Origin of the sequence: Janthinobacterium sp. OK676 (assembly GCF_900103595.1) — a bacterium.
Lineage (GTDB): Bacteria > Pseudomonadota > Gammaproteobacteria > Burkholderiales > Burkholderiaceae_D > Janthinobacterium.
In genome coordinates this window covers 337584-354127 of record NZ_FNHA01000006.1, presented here as the reverse complement: position 1 = coordinate 354127, position 16544 = coordinate 337584, and the positions used below count along the sequence as shown (strand labels likewise).

The 16544-nt window shown below is 65.7% G+C and carries 12 protein-coding genes and 2 tRNA genes; 2 read left to right on the top strand and 12 right to left on the bottom strand.

What is annotated here, in order from left to right; translation table 11 throughout:
- The coding region (locus tag BLU39_RS14815; RefSeq protein ID WP_175539312.1) for a 5-deoxy-glucuronate isomerase at nt 1–116 on the top strand (116 nt) is incomplete at its 5' end.
- A gap of 13 nt (nt 117–129) precedes the next feature.
- Nucleotides 130–1629, top strand: coding sequence for a CoA-acylating methylmalonate-semialdehyde dehydrogenase (locus BLU39_RS14810; protein WP_092714174.1), 1500 nt, complete (start codon nt 130–132; stop codon nt 1627–1629).
- A 2-nt stretch (nt 1630–1631) separates the two neighbouring features.
- Here the strand turns inward: BLU39_RS14810 and BLU39_RS14805 are convergent, their stop codons facing one another.
- The 12 genes from BLU39_RS14805 to BLU39_RS14750 form a co-directional block, all read right to left on the bottom strand.
- Complete coding sequence (locus tag BLU39_RS14805; RefSeq protein ID WP_254788977.1) at nt 1632–3218, bottom strand: histidine phosphatase family protein; 1587 nt, start codon at nt 3216–3218, stop codon at nt 1632–1634.
- Nucleotides 3219–3309: 91 nt separating this feature from the next.
- Nucleotides 3310–4920, bottom strand: coding sequence for a histidine-type phosphatase (locus BLU39_RS14800; protein WP_092714172.1), 1611 nt, complete (start codon nt 4918–4920; stop codon nt 3310–3312).
- An 80-nt stretch (nt 4921–5000) separates the two neighbouring features.
- On the bottom strand, nt 5001–6401 hold the full coding sequence (locus BLU39_RS14795) for an alkaline phosphatase family protein (RefSeq protein ID WP_175539311.1): 1401 nt from the start codon (nt 6399–6401) through the stop codon (nt 5001–5003).
- A gap of 234 nt (nt 6402–6635) precedes the next feature.
- A complete protein-coding gene (locus tag BLU39_RS14790) occupies nt 6636–7622 on the bottom strand; it encodes a LacI family DNA-binding transcriptional regulator (RefSeq protein ID WP_368087026.1) in 987 nt (328 codons plus the stop codon).
- A gap of 176 nt (nt 7623–7798) precedes the next feature.
- Nucleotides 7799–10261 carry a TonB-dependent siderophore receptor gene (locus tag BLU39_RS14785; protein WP_092714166.1) on the bottom strand — a complete coding sequence of 821 codons (2463 nt, stop codon included), beginning with the start codon at nt 10259–10261 and terminating at the stop codon, nt 7799–7801.
- An 81-nt stretch (nt 10262–10342) separates the two neighbouring features.
- Nucleotides 10343–11329: a FecR family protein gene (locus BLU39_RS14780; protein ID WP_092714164.1), complete on the bottom strand. Its 987-nt coding sequence runs from the start codon at nt 11327–11329 to the stop codon at nt 10343–10345.
- Nucleotides 11326–11853, bottom strand: coding sequence for a sigma-70 family RNA polymerase sigma factor (locus BLU39_RS14775; RefSeq protein ID WP_092714162.1), 528 nt, complete (start codon nt 11851–11853; stop codon nt 11326–11328). The genes BLU39_RS14780 and BLU39_RS14775 overlap by 4 nt, the downstream gene beginning before the upstream one ends.
- A gap of 181 nt (nt 11854–12034) precedes the next feature.
- Nucleotides 12035–12111: transfer RNA gene (locus tag BLU39_RS14770), tRNA-Met, on the bottom strand.
- A 59-nt stretch (nt 12112–12170) separates the two neighbouring features.
- A tRNA-Met gene (locus BLU39_RS14765) sits at nt 12171–12247 on the bottom strand.
- Between the two features lie 92 nt (nt 12248–12339).
- On the bottom strand, nt 12340–13299 hold the full coding sequence (gene miaA, locus BLU39_RS14760) for a tRNA (adenosine(37)-N6)-dimethylallyltransferase MiaA (protein WP_092714160.1): 960 nt from the start codon (nt 13297–13299) through the stop codon (nt 12340–12342).
- 96 nt (nt 13300–13395) lie between these two features.
- On the bottom strand, nt 13396–15309 hold the full coding sequence (gene mutL, locus BLU39_RS14755) for a DNA mismatch repair endonuclease MutL (RefSeq protein ID WP_092714158.1): 1914 nt from the start codon (nt 15307–15309) through the stop codon (nt 13396–13398).
- Between the two features lie 118 nt (nt 15310–15427).
- The gene (locus BLU39_RS14750; protein ID WP_092714156.1) at nt 15428–16366 is read right to left on the bottom strand and encodes a peptidylprolyl isomerase; all 939 of its coding nucleotides are present in this window, start codon (nt 16364–16366) and stop codon (nt 15428–15430) included.
- Nucleotides 16367–16544: the final 178 nt, after the last annotated feature.

Sequence of the window (16544 nt, the reverse complement as noted above, 5' to 3'; positions counted from 1 at the left end):
ACCCCGTGACCGTGCCGTATGGCTACGATGGCTATTACCTGAACGTGATGGCCGGCCCGAAACGCGTGTGGCACTTTAAAAATGACCCGGCCCATGACTGGCTGATGACGAAATAACCAAGGACAAGCAATGACAACGCAACAGATCGGCCACTTTATTGGTGGCAAACCCATGGCTTCGCGCGCCGAGCGCACGAGCGACGTCTTCAATCCCGCCACCGGCGCCGTGACGGCGAAAGTGGCGCTGGCCACGCCTTCCGAACTGAACGCGGCCGTGGCGGCCGCCCACGCGGCCTTTCCCGCCTGGTCGCAAACCTCGCCGCTGCGCCGCGCGCGCGTCATGTTCAAGTTCAAGGAATTGCTGGAAGAACACTCGGATCAACTGGCCGCCCTGATCACGGCGGAGCACGGCAAGGTGTTTACGGATGCCAAAGGGGAAGTGACGCGCGGCATCGAAGTGGTGGAGTTTGCCTGCGGCATCCCGCACATGATGAAGGGAGAATATTCGGAGCAAGTGGCCGGCGGCATCGACGCCTGGTCGATCCGCCAGGCGCTCGGTGTGTGTGTCGGCATCACGCCGTTCAACTTTCCCGTGATGGTGCCGATGTGGATGTTCCCGATGGCCATTGCCTGCGGCAATACCTTTGTCTTGAAACCGTCGGAGCGCGACCCGTCGGCCAGCCTGCTGCTGGCCCAATTGCTCACGGACGCGGGCTTGCCCGACGGCGTCTTCAATGTGCTGCAGGGAGACAAGGAAGCCGTCGACGGTTTATTACACCACCCGGACGTGCGCGCCGTCAGCTTTGTCGGTTCCACGCCGATCGCCGAATACATCTACGCGACCGGCTGCGCGCAGGGCAAGCGCGTGCAAGCGCTCGGTGGCGCGAAAAACCACATGGTCGTCATGCCCGACGCGGACATTCCCCAGACGGTCGACGCCCTGATGGGTGCGGCCTTCGGCTCGGCCGGCGAGCGCTGCATGGCCATTTCCGTCGTCGTGGCGGTGGGCAATGTGGCGGACCAGTTGGTGGAAGCCCTGGTGCCGCGCATTGCCGCCTTGAAAATCACGCAGGGCATGGATGTACAAGCGGAAATGGGCCCGGTGGTGACGCAAGTGCACAAGGACAAGATCGCCGGCTACATCGCCACGGGGGTGGAAGAGGGCGCGAAACTCATCTGCGATGGGCGCGGTTTCGTCTTGTCGGGCCATGAGCAAGGGTTCTTCCTCGGCGGCAGCCTGTTCGACCACGTCACGCCGGACATGACGATCTACCGGGAAGAAATCTTCGGCCCGGTGCTGTGCATCGTGCGCGTGCCGGACTTTACGACGGCGCTGGACCTGGTCAACGCGCACGAATATGGCAACGGCACGGCCATCTACACGCGCGACGGCAACACGGCGCGCGAATACACGCACCGCGTGCAGGTGGGCATGGTGGGCGTGAACGTGCCCATTCCCGTGCCGATGGCCTTCCACAGCTTCGGCGGCTGGAAGCGCAGCCTGTTTGGCGACCACCATGCGCATGGCCCGGAATCCGTGCGTTTCTATACGAAGCAGAAGGCCGTCACCCAGCGCTGGCCGGCCTCGACGGCTGCCGGTGCCGAGTTTGCCATGCCGACCCTGAAGTAAGGTCAGCCCGGTGGCGGTGCCTGGCGCGCCGCCACGTGGCCGTAGCAGGTTTTCAGTTTCGCGTAGTCGTAGAAGACGCTGCCGGGCGCGATGCGGGCGGCGTCGCAGGCGGCCTGGAAAGCGGTTTCCTTTTCGTTGTACAGCAGGCGCACGATCAGCTGGCCTGCATCGTTGCGGTACACATCCCACTGCATATTGGCCGCCAGCGGCGAGACGCTCTGGCCGCGCCATCGAAGGCCGGCCTGGCTGTCGCTGTCCGATGTCGGCAAGGCAGCCAGCGCTTCTTTCAAGCCCAGGGCCGAAGCGAGTGGAATGATCATTTCGGCGTGCGTGAAGCGCAGCTTGGCCGCGTGGCGCATATCTCCGCTGGCCAGCGCGTCGACTTCATTGAAAAAATCCTCGCGCAAGGCCAGCGCGAAGCGCCAGGTCACGCCTGCGCTGGCCGTCGTCCCTGGCCCTTTCTGGTAAAAATCCTCGTGGTCGGCGATATAGGCGTAGTAGCGCGCGTCCTCGGCGGGCATGTAGCGGCTGAAATCGGCCGCTACCTCATGGCGCATGCCGGCGGCGATCGCATACAGCTCATACAGTTTCGTCGCGGCCGCATTCAGGCTGCGGATGACGGTCTTGCCGCCGCCCGTCATGGTACGCGTGAGCTGGCCGTCCGCACTGGTGAAGGTGTAGCTGCCCGTGTCCGCATAGCTGGCGGCGCCGCGTTCAAGCTGGTCGAGGAAGGCGGGCGCAAACAGCCGCTCGAGCACGTGGCGCGCATGCGCGGCCGCTTCCGGCAGCCTGGCCGGAGCGTCCATCAGCGCGTGCAGCTGCTTGCTTCTTTCGTAGTACTGGTAGGCCTGGCTGGCGGCATACGTGGCGTAATACGGGTGGTCGCGATCGGCGACAAGATCCGTCCGCGGCGCCAGCTTGTGCGCATACAGCAGGAAGCGGTTGACGCCATCGGCTTGCGCTACCGCCTTGCGTCCCTGCGGAGACGGCGCCGGGGCGGGCGGCAGGTACAGCAAGGGAGCCAGGGCGGGCGCGTGCTCGAGCAGCGACTGCGTGAAGAAATTGGCGCTGTCGCGCGCGCGGTCCACGCCGGAATGGATGGTGACGAGCTGGCGCGGCGCCGTCGCGGCGTCCTGCCCCACTTGCGCAAACAGGGCGGGCAGGCGCGCCAGCATGCGCACGGCCAGTTGCCGGTGTTCCTCGATGCCCGTCTGCGACAGATTGCCATAGCCGGGTTTCTCGATGCCGGCCACGCCATAACCAAGCAGCGCGTTGGCCTTCATCAGGGCCAGGATGTCGGGACCCAGTTCGCGCCCGAGCGGCGTGAGCGCATCCTGCGCGGCGGCCTGCCGCCACATCGCATACAGGGCCGCGTCGCTCTTCATGCCGGTCAAGCCGCGCGCGCCGTGGCGCGCCACCAGTTGCGTGTAGATGGGCTGGAAGCCGGCCGGCGGCGCGGCATAGGTGGCCGTATCCTGCTGCGGCGCATACGGCGTCTTGGTCTGGTAATGGCCTTCGACGGCCAGGACGGGACTGGCGTGCAGGGACAGGGCCAGCAGCATGCTGGACAGGGGAAAAGGTGGGGGCATGGCGATCCGCGGGTGACGTGATTGAATACCAGGCATAGCCTAGCATCAAACGCCAGGCAGGCGGGCACGGCTGCCCGCCCCCACTCCGTGCTTACTGCGCCACGTGGCCGTAGCAGGTCTTCAGTTTCGCATATACATAGAAATGGCTGCCGGCAGCAAAGCGGGCGCCATCGCAGGCGGCCTGGAAGTCCGTTTCCTTTTCGTTGTACAGCATTTTCACGAGCACATTGCCGCCGGCATCGCGGTACACGTCCCACTGCATGTTGGCCGCCATCGGCGCCACGTACAGGCCGCGCCAGCTGCTGTTGTCATAGCTGTAGGTCTGCGCCGCCGGCAGCGCGCCGACGACGCTCTTCAAACCCATGGCCGTGGCCAACGGGATGATGGCTTCCGCATGCGTGAAGCGCAGCTTGGCGCCGTGCGACAGGTCGCCGCGCGCGATGGCGTCCACTTCCGTGAAGAAGTCGTCGCGCAGCGCGCGCACGTAGTTCCAGGTGACGCCGGCGCTTTCCGTGGTGCCGGGACCCTTGTTGTAAAAGTCCTGGTAGTCCTGCACGAAGGCCTGGTATTTGGCCGCGTCCGATGGCATGTACTGCACGAAGTCGGCTTTCACTTCGCTCGTCATGCCGGCCATGATGGCGTACAGGTTGTACAGCACCGAGGCGGCGTCGGCCAGGCCCTTGATCGTGGTGCCGCCGTCGCCCGTGACGGTGTTGGTGAACTTGCCGTCGTCGCTGGTGAAACTGTAGGTGCCCGTATTGGCGAAACGGTAGGTGCCGTTGTCGATCTTGTCGACGAAGGCCTTGCTGAACAGGCGTTCCAGCACTTCGCGGCCCAGGGTGCGCGCCGTGGCATCCGTGTCGATGGCTGTGTACTTGGCCAGGAAGGCGGGGCTTTCCAGGTAGGCCTGGTAGGCCTGGCTATCCTGGTAAGTCGGGTAATGGCGGTCGAGGGGATCGGTGACGAGGTCCGTCTTCGGCACCAGCTTGTGCGCATACAGCAGGAAGCGGTTGGTGCCATCGGGCTGCGCCACGGGCTTGCCGGCCGGGTAGCCGGCGGGCGCGGGCGGCAGGGTGATCAGCGGCGCGACGGCTGGTGCCGTGGCGGCCAGCGACTGCGCAAAATACGCGGCGCTGTCCTTGGCGCGGTCCACGCCGGAACTGATGGTGACGATCTGGCGCGGCGCGCTGGCGGCGTTCGCGCCCAGCTGCGCAAACAGGGTGGGCAGGCGCGCCAGCATGCGCACGGCCAGCTGCTTGTGTTCATTGATGCCCGTCTGAGACAGGTTGCCGTAACCGGGCGCCGTGATGCCGTCCACGCCGTAGCCGAGCAGCGCATTGGCCTTCATCAGTTTCAGGATGTCGGCGCCGAGTTTTTGCCCCAGCGGCGTGAGCGCATCGTCGGCGGCCGCCCTTTGCCAGACGTTGTAGAAGGCCGCGTCGTATTTCATGCTCGACAGCCCGCGCGAGCCGTGGCGCGCCACCAGTTCGGTGAACACGGGCGCGTAGCCGGCCGGCGCGGCTTCGTAGGTGGCCGCGTCCTGCTGCGGCGTGTAGGGCGTCTTGGTCTGGTAGTAGGTGGCGGGCGGTGGTGTGACGGGCGGCGTCACCGGCGGCGTCACGGGAGGGACGGTGTCGCCGCCGCCACAGGCGGCCAGGGAGAGCATCAGGAGGGACAGGGGAAGATGGCGTGCGTGCAGCATGGCGTTTCCTTTGGATGTGAGTTGCCCGGGCGCGCCGCGCAGGACGGCGCACCCGGGGGAGACAGGCAGGGGAATGGACCTTACAGCTTGAGGGCTTTGGCCAGGCTGTTGGCGCGCGCATCGCGTTCGCCCAACGGCGCCAGGCCGTGGCGCTCCTCGATGAACTTCAGGATCGACACGGTTTCATACTCGGTATGGTCGATATGGCCGCCTTCGCTGAAGGGCGAGATGACCAGCGCCGGGATGCGCGTGGCCGGGCCGAAGCGGTCGCCCTTGGGCGGCGCCACGTGGTCCCAGAAGCCGCCATTTTCATCGGTGGTGACGATGATGACGGTGTCCTTCCATTGCGGGCCTTCCATGATGGCGCTGATGATGGCCACGCCTTCGTCGTCGCCGGCCGCCACGCTCGACTTGTCCATCCCCGGATGCATGTTCTTCTTGCCCATGGGTTTGTAGAACGAGACGGGCGGCAGCTTGCCCGCCTGGACGTCGGCGAGCATGTCGGAGCGGTCCTTCAGGTGCGTGGCGCGCTGCTGCGGGCTGTCGATGAAGCGCTTGAAGTAGGTGAACGGCTGGTGGTGATACGAGAAATCGTCGGCCTTCTTGCCCGACTTGGTCGAGGCGACGGCGATGTCGTAGCCGTCCGCATAATAAACCCACGAGATACCCTTGTCCGTCAGGCGGTCGCCGATGGTGGGCATGGTTTGCGGCGGCAGGAAGGTCTGCTTCTTGGTCGGGTCGAACAGCAGCGGACCCTGCATGGTGTTGACGGCGTAGCCGTCCTGCGTCACTTCCGCCTCTTCTCCCTTCTTGTGGCCCGTGCCGCGCTCGTCCTGGGCGACGATGGACTTGGGCGCGTTCGGGAACACGGGCGTGCAGGCGCAGGTCAGCCACATGTGGTTGAGGAAGGAGCCGCCATAGGCGGACTGGAAGAAACGGTCGGCCAAGGTGTAGCGCTGCGCCAGTGCCCACAGTTTGAGCTTGCTGCCGTCGAAATAGCCCATCGGCAGGGCGCCCGTATTGCCCTCGACGACGAAGCGGTCGTTCTTGCCGTCGTTGATCTGGCGCTTGTGCGTCCAGAAAGCGTGCACGGGACTGGCCGTCTTGTCGCCCAGCGAGACGCTCGGTTCCATGCGGAAGGGCGCGTTGGCGATGTCGGCCTTGAAGCGCGGGTCCAGGCCGCCCTTGTCGAGCGCCACGGCGGGCAGCATGGCATACGGCTTGCCATCGGGGCCGGTCTGCATGGTGGTGTCGGGCGACCGGCCATTGGCGATGCCGTCGGCGCCGGGGAAGGTGCCGAACAGGTGGTCGAAGCTGCGGTTTTCCATGTACACGACGACGATCTGGCCGATCTTCGCCAGCTTCGGGTCGGCGGCGGTTGTGGCGGCCGTATTGTGCTGCGTGCCGGCGGGCGTGGTGCAGGCCGCCAGGCCGATCGCCCCGATGCCGAGCAGGGCGGTTCTTAAAACGTGGTTCAACATAACAGTCTCCTTGATGGCGCCTCCGTAGACGGGGCGCTTTTTGTAGTGGTGTGGCCGGAACCGGCCTGTCTGAAGAAAATTGCACACGTGTGCAGTACACGTGTGCAAACAGTAACCCGGATTTTTTTTGATGTCAACAAGTACAGGCGGGGGATGAAAAACTGTGGAAAACGGGGAACGGCGGGAGGTGGCGGGCGGGCAGACGGCGTTGCGCCATCTGCCGTATTGCATCGTTTAGCGCGTGGTGCCGCGCCGCACCAGGGTGACGGGCACTTCCTTCAGGCGGCCCGGCATGGCGAATTTTTCCATGCGTTCGACCAGGCTCTTGACGGCGCGGCGCGCCAGTTCGCCCGCGTCCTGGCGGATGGTGGTCAACTGGTAGGCGTCCAGCGCGGCCATGGGAATGTCGTCGAAGCCGATCACCTGCAATTGCGCCGGCACGTCGATGCCGTACTTGCTGCGCGCCGCGTCGATGAAGCCGCAGGCGATCAGGTCGGTGGCGCAAAAGACGCCGTCGGGCAGCTTGCCCGAGGCGAGCAGGGCGTCGGCCGCTTCCTGGCCCGCCTGGTAGCCGATGGCGTCGGCCAGGTATTCGCCGGCCGTGCAGCGCTTCTTTGCTACCGCCGGCGCCAGGTGGTCGAGGAAGGCCTTGCCGCGCGCGATGCCGCTGAAGCTGCTGGCGCGCGTGTTGACGAAAGCCAGCCGCCTGGCGCCGCCGTCGAGCAGGGTGCTGGCCGCCAGTTCGCCGCCGTTGCGGTTGTCGCTGTTGACCACGTCCACGCCTTTCAGGTCGCGCGCGCGGTTGATCATCGCTACCGGCACCTGCCGCTGCAGGTATTCCGTCGCGACGGCGGACGGCGGCGAGCCGGACGTCATGATGACGCCGGAAATCTTGTAGCTGAGGAGAATGCGCAGCAATTCGCTGAGGCGCTCGGGGTCTTCCGCATTCATCAGCAGCGGCACCAGCGCATGTTCGCTCAGGCTGCGCGTGACTTCGCCCAGCAGGGCCACGCGGAACGGGTCCGTGAAGCCCGTGATGACGACGCCCACCAGGTTGCTTTGTCCCTGGTTCATGCTGCGCGCCAGGATGTTGACCTGGTAACCCAGCGACTGCGCCGCTTCCATCACGCGGGCCCGCGTTTCGGGCGCCACGCTGGCGCCGGGCGTGAACGTGCGCGAGACGGCGGAGCGCGAGACGCCGGCCCGTTTGGCGACGTCCACCGAAGTGACCCAAGACTTGTCTTTTTGTTCCATTGACGGTGTAGATGAATGAGAGGCCGATGCACGATGCGGTGCGGCGCAACGCCGCGCCATCATCTTAGCCGAAAATCCCGGCCGCGGCGCGAACTGAATGTCGCGCCACGGCCATCGCGCCGGCCCCCGGCCTTCCTATCCTTCTACCACTTCGGCGTGTACTTCAGGGTCAGCTGCACGTTGCGCGGGTCGCCGAAGTGGTTATTGCCGCCCGTGTCGTTATACGACGGGATCACGTAGCGCTTGTCGAACAGGTTGTTGACGTTGACGGCCAGCGACAGCTGCGGCGTGGCTTGCCAGGCCAGGCGCGCGTTCCACAGCGAGAAGCCGGCCACGTCGAACGAGCGGCCGAAGTCCAGCGTGTGGCTTTGCATGTTCACGCCGGCGCCGACGCTGAACTTGCTCCACTCGCCGGGCAGGGTATAACCGGACCACAGGCGCAGCATGTGCTTGGGCGTCCATGTCGAGAAGACCTCGCCCTTGTTGTCCGGGTCGTCGAGGTAGGTCGTCGTCGTGTAGGCATAGCCGGCCGACAGCTGCAGGCCGCGCGCCACTTCGCCGGACACTTCCGCTTCCAGGCCCTGGCTGCGCACCTTGCCCGAGGCGCGCGAGCAGTACCAGCCGTCGCAGGCGAAACCGGCAGCGTAGTCGTTGACGGCGCGGTCCTTGTGCTCGTAGCGGAAGACGGCCAGCGAGGTGTTGACTTTGCCGTCCAGCAGTTCGCCCTTGATACCGGCTTCATAGCTGTCGCCCGTGATCGGTTTCAGGACCTGGCCCGCCGCGTTGCGGTTCGTCTGCGGCTGGAACACGCCCGCATAGCTGGCGTAGGTGGACCATTGCGGCGTCAGCGCATACATCAGGGCCGCCGATGGCGTGAACTTGGCCGTGACACGGGTGGTGTCCGCCGTGCCGCCCTTGGGGGCATACTCGAAGTCATACCAGCTGAAACGCCCGCCCAGCAGCGCTTTCAGGTGAGTGGTCAGCTGGCCGTTCCAGGTGCCGTACAGGCCCTTCTGGCGCATGTCGTAGGTGCTGCTGGAGCTCACGCCGCGCGCGGCGATGGTGTCGAAGTCCTGCCATGGACGGTGGTGGTTGATATTGAAGATCTGCGCGCCCTGCGTCCAGGCACGCGCATAGCGGTCGTCGGAATGGAACTTCACATAGCTGGCGCCCATGACGACTTCCTGCGCGATGCCCAGGCCATCGAATTTTCCGCGCACGAAGGCGTCGATGCCGCGCTTCTGGTTCTTGAAGTCGGTGGAGAAGTCGCCGTACATGGAACCGCTGCCATCGGCCTTGATGGTGCCGGCCATGCGCTGGTGGGTCGAATTGGTGCGTTCATTGACGCCCAGCGCGGCCGTCTTGAAGGTCCACCGGCTGTTGAAGTGGTGCTCGAGGTCCAGGTTGACGGTGGTCTGTTCGACCTTGCTGCGGTTCCAGTCGGCGCCCGTATAGGTCGAGCGGGGCAATCCCAGTTCGCCGCCGTCGGCGTAGCGCGCCAGGCCGATGAACATCGGGCGGCCGCGCCCGTTGACGTTGCTCACGGCCAGGCCGACTGTGGTCGCGGGGCCGAGGTCGTAGTCGAGCGCCGCATACACGGTGCGGTTCCTGCTCCACACCTGGTCGATGAAGGAATGGCTGTCGTCCTCATCGACGATGGCGCGCCCGCGCAGGCTGCCTTGCGCATTCAGCGGCGTGCTGACGTCGAGCTGCGCGCCGTAATGGTCCCACGAACCGGCGCGGCCCGTGAGCGCGACCTGGCGCGTGGCCAGCGGGCGCCTGCGCACCAGGTTGACGGAGCCGCCCGGGCTGCCCGTGCCTTCGAGCAGGCTCGATGCCCCGCGCAGCACTTCCAGGCGGTCGTAGATGACCATGTTTTCCTGGCCCCAGTTACCCAGCGCATAGGTGTTGCGGTCGATCGGCACGCCATCGTACTGCCATTGGTCGATCTGGAAGCCGCGCGAAGTGATCACCACGCCCGGTCCCACGCCATGCACGCCCACCACGCCGGTGACGTTGTTGACCGCTTCGCGCAAATCCGTGATGCCCTGGTCGTCCAGGCGCTGGCGCGTCAGCACGCTGACCGATTGCGGCATGTCCTTCATCGATTGCTCGCCCTTGCCGAGGGTGAGCTTGCGCGCCGTGTAGGAGCCGCTGCCTTCCGTGGTGGCGCCTTGCTCGGCCTGGCCGACGATGGTAATCGAGGGCATGGTGCGCTCGGCCGCCGAAGCGGCGCTGGCCGCCGCCGTGGGGGCTGATGCCGGCGCGGCCACCAGCACATAGCCGGTGGCGGTCTTGCCGATGGCGTAGCCGCTGCCGCGCAGCAGTGCGGCAAAGCCGTCGTCGATGGCGTAGCTGCCTTGCAGGTCGGCGCTAGTCAAACCCTGCACCTTGGCCGCGTCGATGACGATGGACACGCCCGCCTGCTGCGCATAGCGGTTCAGGGCGCCGGCCAGTGGGCCGGCGGGAATGGTGTAGCTGGCGACAGCCGGCACGGCCTGGGCGTGCAGGCCGGCGCCGGTCAGCAGCATGGCCGCCAGGGCCAGTGGACGCAAACGCGTGCGCAAGGGATTCAGGGGCGAAACGGGAACGGCAGGAGCGGACATGGTGACAGCCTTTTTGGATTGATCTCAGCTGCCTTGACGCACGAGATGCGCAAAGTGGAACCGCGAACGCAAAAAATATCGTTATTTTTTTACGGGAGCGTCGACCATCACCAGGTAGCGCGTCAGCATGCGGATGCGCAGCCGGGGGAAATTGTCGATGAGTAGTTGCAGCGCCTTGTCCGTGTCGTCCAGCGGCAGCACGGCCGCCACGCGGATGCCGTCGATCTGCGCCCGGTCGTAATGCAGCTGGCCGGGGCGGTGGCGAGCCAGTTCGTCGAGCACGTCGGCCAGCGGCAAGTCGTCGACCACCAGCTGGTGCGCGCGCCACGCTTGCTGCACGCTGGCCGCATCGATGCTTGTCAGTGGCCCGACGCCATCGTCCGTGATGCGCGCGCGCTGGCCCGCCTGCACCACGACGGCCCGATGCTGCGGCACCTGCGCCGATACTGTCGATTCGAGCATGCTCAGGATGGTGGCGCCGTCTTCCTTGCGAACCGTGAAACGCGTGCCCAGCGCGCGGATCGCCGCCTGGCCGCTGTCGACGATGAAGGGGCGCTGCGCATCCTTGGCCACCTCGACGAGGATGTCGCCACGCACCAGCTCCACATGCCGTTCGCCCGCATTGAAGCGTACGTTGACGGCGCTGCCGCCGGCCAGGGTCAGGCGGCTGCCATCGGCCAGGGTGTGCGTCTGCCATTGTCCCGTGGGGCTGCGCAGGTCGGCCAGCAGGTAGGCGGGGCGCTCGCCGAGGGCCAGCGCGCCGGTCAGCACCAGCACGGCCACGGCGCTGGCGGCGGCCAGCTGGCGCAGACGCTGGCGCTTGGGCGCGATGGCGGCCAGGGCGGCGCGCGCGGGGCGATGGTCGCCGCCGGCCGGCTCGCGCACGGCATGCAATTGGCGCAGCAGGTTTTCCATGCCGGCGGCCACGGTCGCGTGCAGCGGATCGGCCGCCTTCCACGCGGCGAAGCCGGCCCGCGCCATGTCGCGTTCGGCCGGGTCGTCGGCGCTCAGCTGCACGATCCAGCGGGCGGCCTGCTCGGCGGCGATATCGGCGCGCGGGCCGCTCATGCCGCCATGGCCGGGCAGGCGTGGCGGCAGGCCAGCAGGGCTTGCACCAGATATTTTTGCACCATGCGTGTGGAGACGTTCAGCTGCGCGGCGACGGCGGCCTGAGGCTGCTCTTCCAGGTAATGCAGCAAAAAGGCGTCGCGCGCCTTGGCGGACAGGCCGTCCAGCGCCGTGGCGATCTGCCCGAGCGCCTGCACGGCCATCAGGATATCGTCCGGCGAGGGTGCGCCGGGCAGGCTGTCGGCCAGCAGGGCCAGTTCCGCCAGGTAGCTGCGTTCGAGTACTTGCCGGCGCGCGCGGTCGAGCAGCAAGCGCTTGGCCGTCGTCGACAGGTAGGCGCGCGGCTCGCGCATGCCGAACAGGGCGTCGCGCGAGGCGATGATGCGTAAAAAGGTGTCTTGCGCCACGTCGGCCGCGCCATGCGGGCAGCTGAGTTTCTTGCGCAGCCAGCCGACCAGCCAGCCGTGATGCTCGCTGTAAAGCGTGTGCACTTGCTGTTGCAGGCTGGGCTGGATGGCGGACATGGGGGATGAGTAGTATAAATGAGAATTATTCTCATTGTAAGCGGCAGAGACGGCTTGCCACAATCCCCGATTGCATGAGGAGGGGACAGTGTTGCGCGCAGGCCGCATGCGCGCTGATGGCGGAAATGAAAAAACCCGCCGCTGCACGGGGCAGGGGCGGGTTCTTCATACTGCAAATTCTTGGTGGTGATAGGTGGACTTGAACCACCGACCCCAGCATTATGAATGCTGTGCTCTAACCAACTGAGCTATATCACCAAACAGACCGGTCAGACCGGATGCTCGTTTTGACCAGGAGAAACCTGATCGATGTTCTTTGGTGGTGATAGGTGGACTTGAACCACCGACCCCAGCATTATGAATGCTGTGCTCTAACCAACTGAGCTATATCACCCAACAGCCGAGCATTATCCAGTCTTCCCATTTCCTTGTCAATGCCGACGCAAAAAAAATGTGCGGTTTTTTCACGCGCTGGCGCAGGCATGATTATTTTTGTAACGGCGTTAGCAACGGCTGGATCTGCGCCAGCATGGACGAGGCCGGATCAGCGCCCAGGCAATCGATGACGATGCGTTCCGGCATAGCCCGTAACCAGGTCAGCTGGCGCTTGGCCAGCTGGCGCGTGGCGATGATGCCCGTCTCGCGCAAGGCGGCGCGGTCGATGCGGCCATCGAGGTAGTCCCAGGCCTGGCGGTAGCCCACGCAGCGCATCGACGGCAAACCCGGGTGCAGGTCGCCGCGCCGGCGCAACCCATCCACTTCATCGAGCAGGGCGTCGTCTTTCAGCATCAGGTCGAAGCGCGTGGCGATGCGCGCATGCAGCACGGCGCGGTCCGACGGTTCCAGCGCGAACGATTGCAACCGGAACGGCAGCACGGTCTTTTCGCGCCGGGCCAGCAGGGCCGACATGGGCTGGCCGGACAGGGCAATGATTTCCAGCGCGCGGCCGATGCGCTGCGCGTCCTGCGGCGCCAGGCGCGCGGCCGTGACGGGGTCTTGCTGCGCCAGGCGCGCATGCATGGCGGGCCAGCCGATGGCGGCCGCGTCTTCTTCCAGTTGGGCGCGCAAGGCAGGATCAGCGCCGGGCAAGTCGTCGAGGCCATCGGCCAGGCCCTTGAAGTACAGCATGGTGCCGCCGACGAGCAGCGGCAGCTTGCCGCGCGCGGAGATTTCGCTCACCAGGCGCAGGGTGTCGTTGCGGAACTGCGCCACGGAATAGGCGTCGAGCGGGTCGATGATGTCGATCAGATGATGCGGTACGGCGGCCAGTTCTTCCTTCGACGGCTTGGCCGTGCCGATATCCATGCCCCGGTAGACGAGGGCGGAATCGACGGAAATGATCTCCGACGGGATCGCTTGCGCGATGGCCAGCGCACTGGCCGTCTTGCCGCTGGCCGTGGGGCCCATGATGGCGACGGCCAGGGGGAGGTGTGGAGTGTTTGTCATGGTGTTCTATGTTTTGTGTGATGCACACCCCAACGTCAAAAATACCGGGGTCGGACCCTGAGGGTCCGACCCCAGCCCTTGCCGTTGGGGTTGGAATTATTGGCCGCGCAGGAATAATTTATCGAGCGCGTTGATCTCGACCTGCACCCACGTGGGCCGGCCATGGTTGCACTGGTCGGCCCGTTCCGTGCTCTCCATCTGGCGCAGCAGGGCGTTCATTTCCTGTACCGACAAGATCCGGTTGGCGCGCACGGCCGTGTGGCAGGCCAGGGTGCCCAGCAATTCGTTCTGGCGCTCGATCAGCACGCGCGAGCCGCCGTATTCGCGCACGTCGCGCAGCACGTCGCGCGCCAGGGTTTGCGCGTCCGCGTTTTTCAGCAGGGTCGGCACGCTGCGCACGGCCAGGGTGGTGGGCGAGAGGGCGGCGATGTCGAAGCCCAGCGCTTTCAAGGTTTCCTGGTTTTCATTCGCCGTCGACACTTCGATGGCATCCGCATAGAAGGTGACGGGGATCAGCAACGATTGCACCTGCATGTCCTGGCCCGACACTTGCGCCTGCAGCGCGTTTTTCAGCTGCTCGTACAGGATGCGCTCGTGCGCCGCGTGCATGTCGACCAGCACCAGGCCCTTGGTGTTCTGGGCCAGGATGTAGATGCCGTGCAGCTGGGCCAGGGCAAAACCCAGCGGATACTCTTCGCGCGCCATCGCTTCGGGCGAGGCGATATACGGTTCCACCTGCGTGATCGGCGAGTTGGCGGCGCCTGCGCCGCCGCCGAACAGGGCGCCATAGGCCGCCGTGTCCTGGGCTACGCCCGGCGCGTCGGCAAAGAAGGGACGGGCCGCGCCGGGCGAGGCGGGCGCAAAGGTGTTCGTGAATTGCGCGCCGAACGAGGTCTGCGTCTGCTCGCGGCGCCAGATGCCGGGGCCACCCAAGCCCGCGCCCGCCGTATCGCCGCCGAGGCTGGAAGCGGCCGGCAGGGGGGCAGGCACGCTGCCGAAGGCCGTGGCCGACGTCTGCGCCAGCGCGCGCTGCACGGCGTGGAAGACGAACTGGTGTACGGAACGGCTGTCGCGGAAGCGTACTTCGATCTTCGACGGGTGCACGTTGACGTCGACCAGGGCCGGGTCGAGGTCGAGCGCCAGCACGTACGATGGAAAACGGTCGCCATGCAGCACGTCCTGGTAGGCCATGCGCACGGCGTGCACGAGCAGCTTGTCGCGCACGAAGCGTCCGTTGACATAAAAGAACTGGCCATCGGCGCGCGCCTTCGATGCCGTCGGCAAGCCGGCAAAGCCGTGGATGCGCAGGCTGCCGGCCGACTCGTCCAGCGCCAGGCGCGCTTCGGCGAAGTCGTTGCCGAGGATGTGGGCGCTGCGCTTGGCCAGCTCGCTGATATTCCACTGGTCGATGGTGCGGCCATTGTGCGACAGCGAGAACGACACGTCCGGGCGCGCCAGCGCGATGCGGCGCACGACTTCGGCGCAGTGGCCGTATTCCGTCTGCTCCGATTTGAGGAATTTGCGCCGCGCGGGCGTGTTGAAATACAGGTCTTGCACGTCGACCGTGGTGCCGTGCGCGCCCGACGACGGCGAGACGCTGCCATTGTGCGAGCCGACGATTTCCCACGCATGGGCCGCATCCATCGTGCGCGACGTCACGGTGACGGCGGCCACCGAGGCGATGGACGCCAGCGCCTCGCCGCGAAAGCCCAGGGTGCCCACGTTTTCCAGGTCGTGCAGCGAGGCGATCTTCGACGTGGCGTGACGCGCCAGGGCCAGCGGCAGCTGATCCTTGTCGATGCCGCGGCCGTTGTCGGTAATCGCGATGCGTTTCACGCCCCCTTCTTCCAGCCGCACCGTGATCTGCGTGGCGCCCGAGTCGAGCGCGTTTTCCAGCAGTTCCTTGACGACGGCGGACGGCCGCTCGACCACCTCGCCGGCGGCGATTTGCGAAATCAGCTGGTCAGGCAAGGCCTGGATAGGGCGGTGGGGCGTGATGGGAGCGTTCATGCGCTGATTATAACGGGTTCGCAAGTGGAGGCGCTGCTGTGCTGATGCCCGAAACCCAAAACGAAGGCTGGGGTCGTACCCTGAGGGTACGACCCCAGAACTTGCCTTTCGGGTCGCTTTATTTCCCCACCTCCCGCACCGGTATCGGCGCATTGCACACGTCGACGTGGCCGGCCGTGACCTTGCTCCACGGGCCGCCGCGGTGGCGCTGGGCTTCCAGCACGGCCTGGTAGGCTGCGCTGTCGGTGCGCATCACTTCCAGGTTCGCACGCTGTTCGGGAGGCACGCTGGCGGCCAGGCGGATGGCCTTGATCGGCACGTTTTTCTCGGGGCTGTCATAAAAGCCCATGGGGCCCGTTCCGCGTGGCAGGGTGGACAGCAATGGCATGCCGGAGACGACCCTGCCGACGACGGTGATGTCGCGGTCCAGGTGGCGCGGCGACTGGCCGATGACGGCGTACAGCTCCGTGCCGCCGCCGCTATCGCTGGCGCTGTCGCGGCCCACGCCCACGGTGGCATAGCAATGCGTGAGCCAGGCCGTGCCCGTTTTCGGATCGCGCGCGGATGGGAAACCGTTCGAATGGCCCACTTGCGGCGCATAGCCGTCGGCGTCCGGCAGGCGCGTGAAGCTCTTGACGTTTTTCAGCGGTACCGTGAATTCGCCGGGCAGGGTGCGCTGCGCATGCTGGATCGGCTTGGGATTTTTCTCGTTCGGATCGCCCCACTGTGCCACCCAGTTGTCCTGCGCGCGCGTGATGGCCAGGCCGTCGTAATACTGTTCCGCCACCAGGGCCTTGATGTTGGCCACGTGCTTGGGCGCGAAGTCCGGCGCCAGTTCGATCACCACGCGGCCGGCGGGAATGTCCAGGTACAGTGTGTTGTCCGGGTCCAGCGGGCGCCAGTCGGACGGCTTCGAGGCCTTGATTACGTCGGCCAAGGTCGCCTTGGCGGGCAATTCGGCGGGTGCCTTGATCTGGACGGGCGCCGCGTGGGCAGCCAGTTGTGCAAGGCCCAGTACGGTGGCCATGGTCAGGCCGCTCAGTGGGTGTCGATACATGTTTTCTCCTGGTCGGCGCGGGTTGCGTCGTGCGGAAAGTGTATACCGGAATGGCAATATTTCGTTGGAAAAACATTGCCGATGGCAATCCTGACACTTGCCTGCCGATATGGCGTTTCCTTAACCTTTACTTAAATTGCCACACGCGCAAGGGCGCCGCATAATTAATGCAGAAATA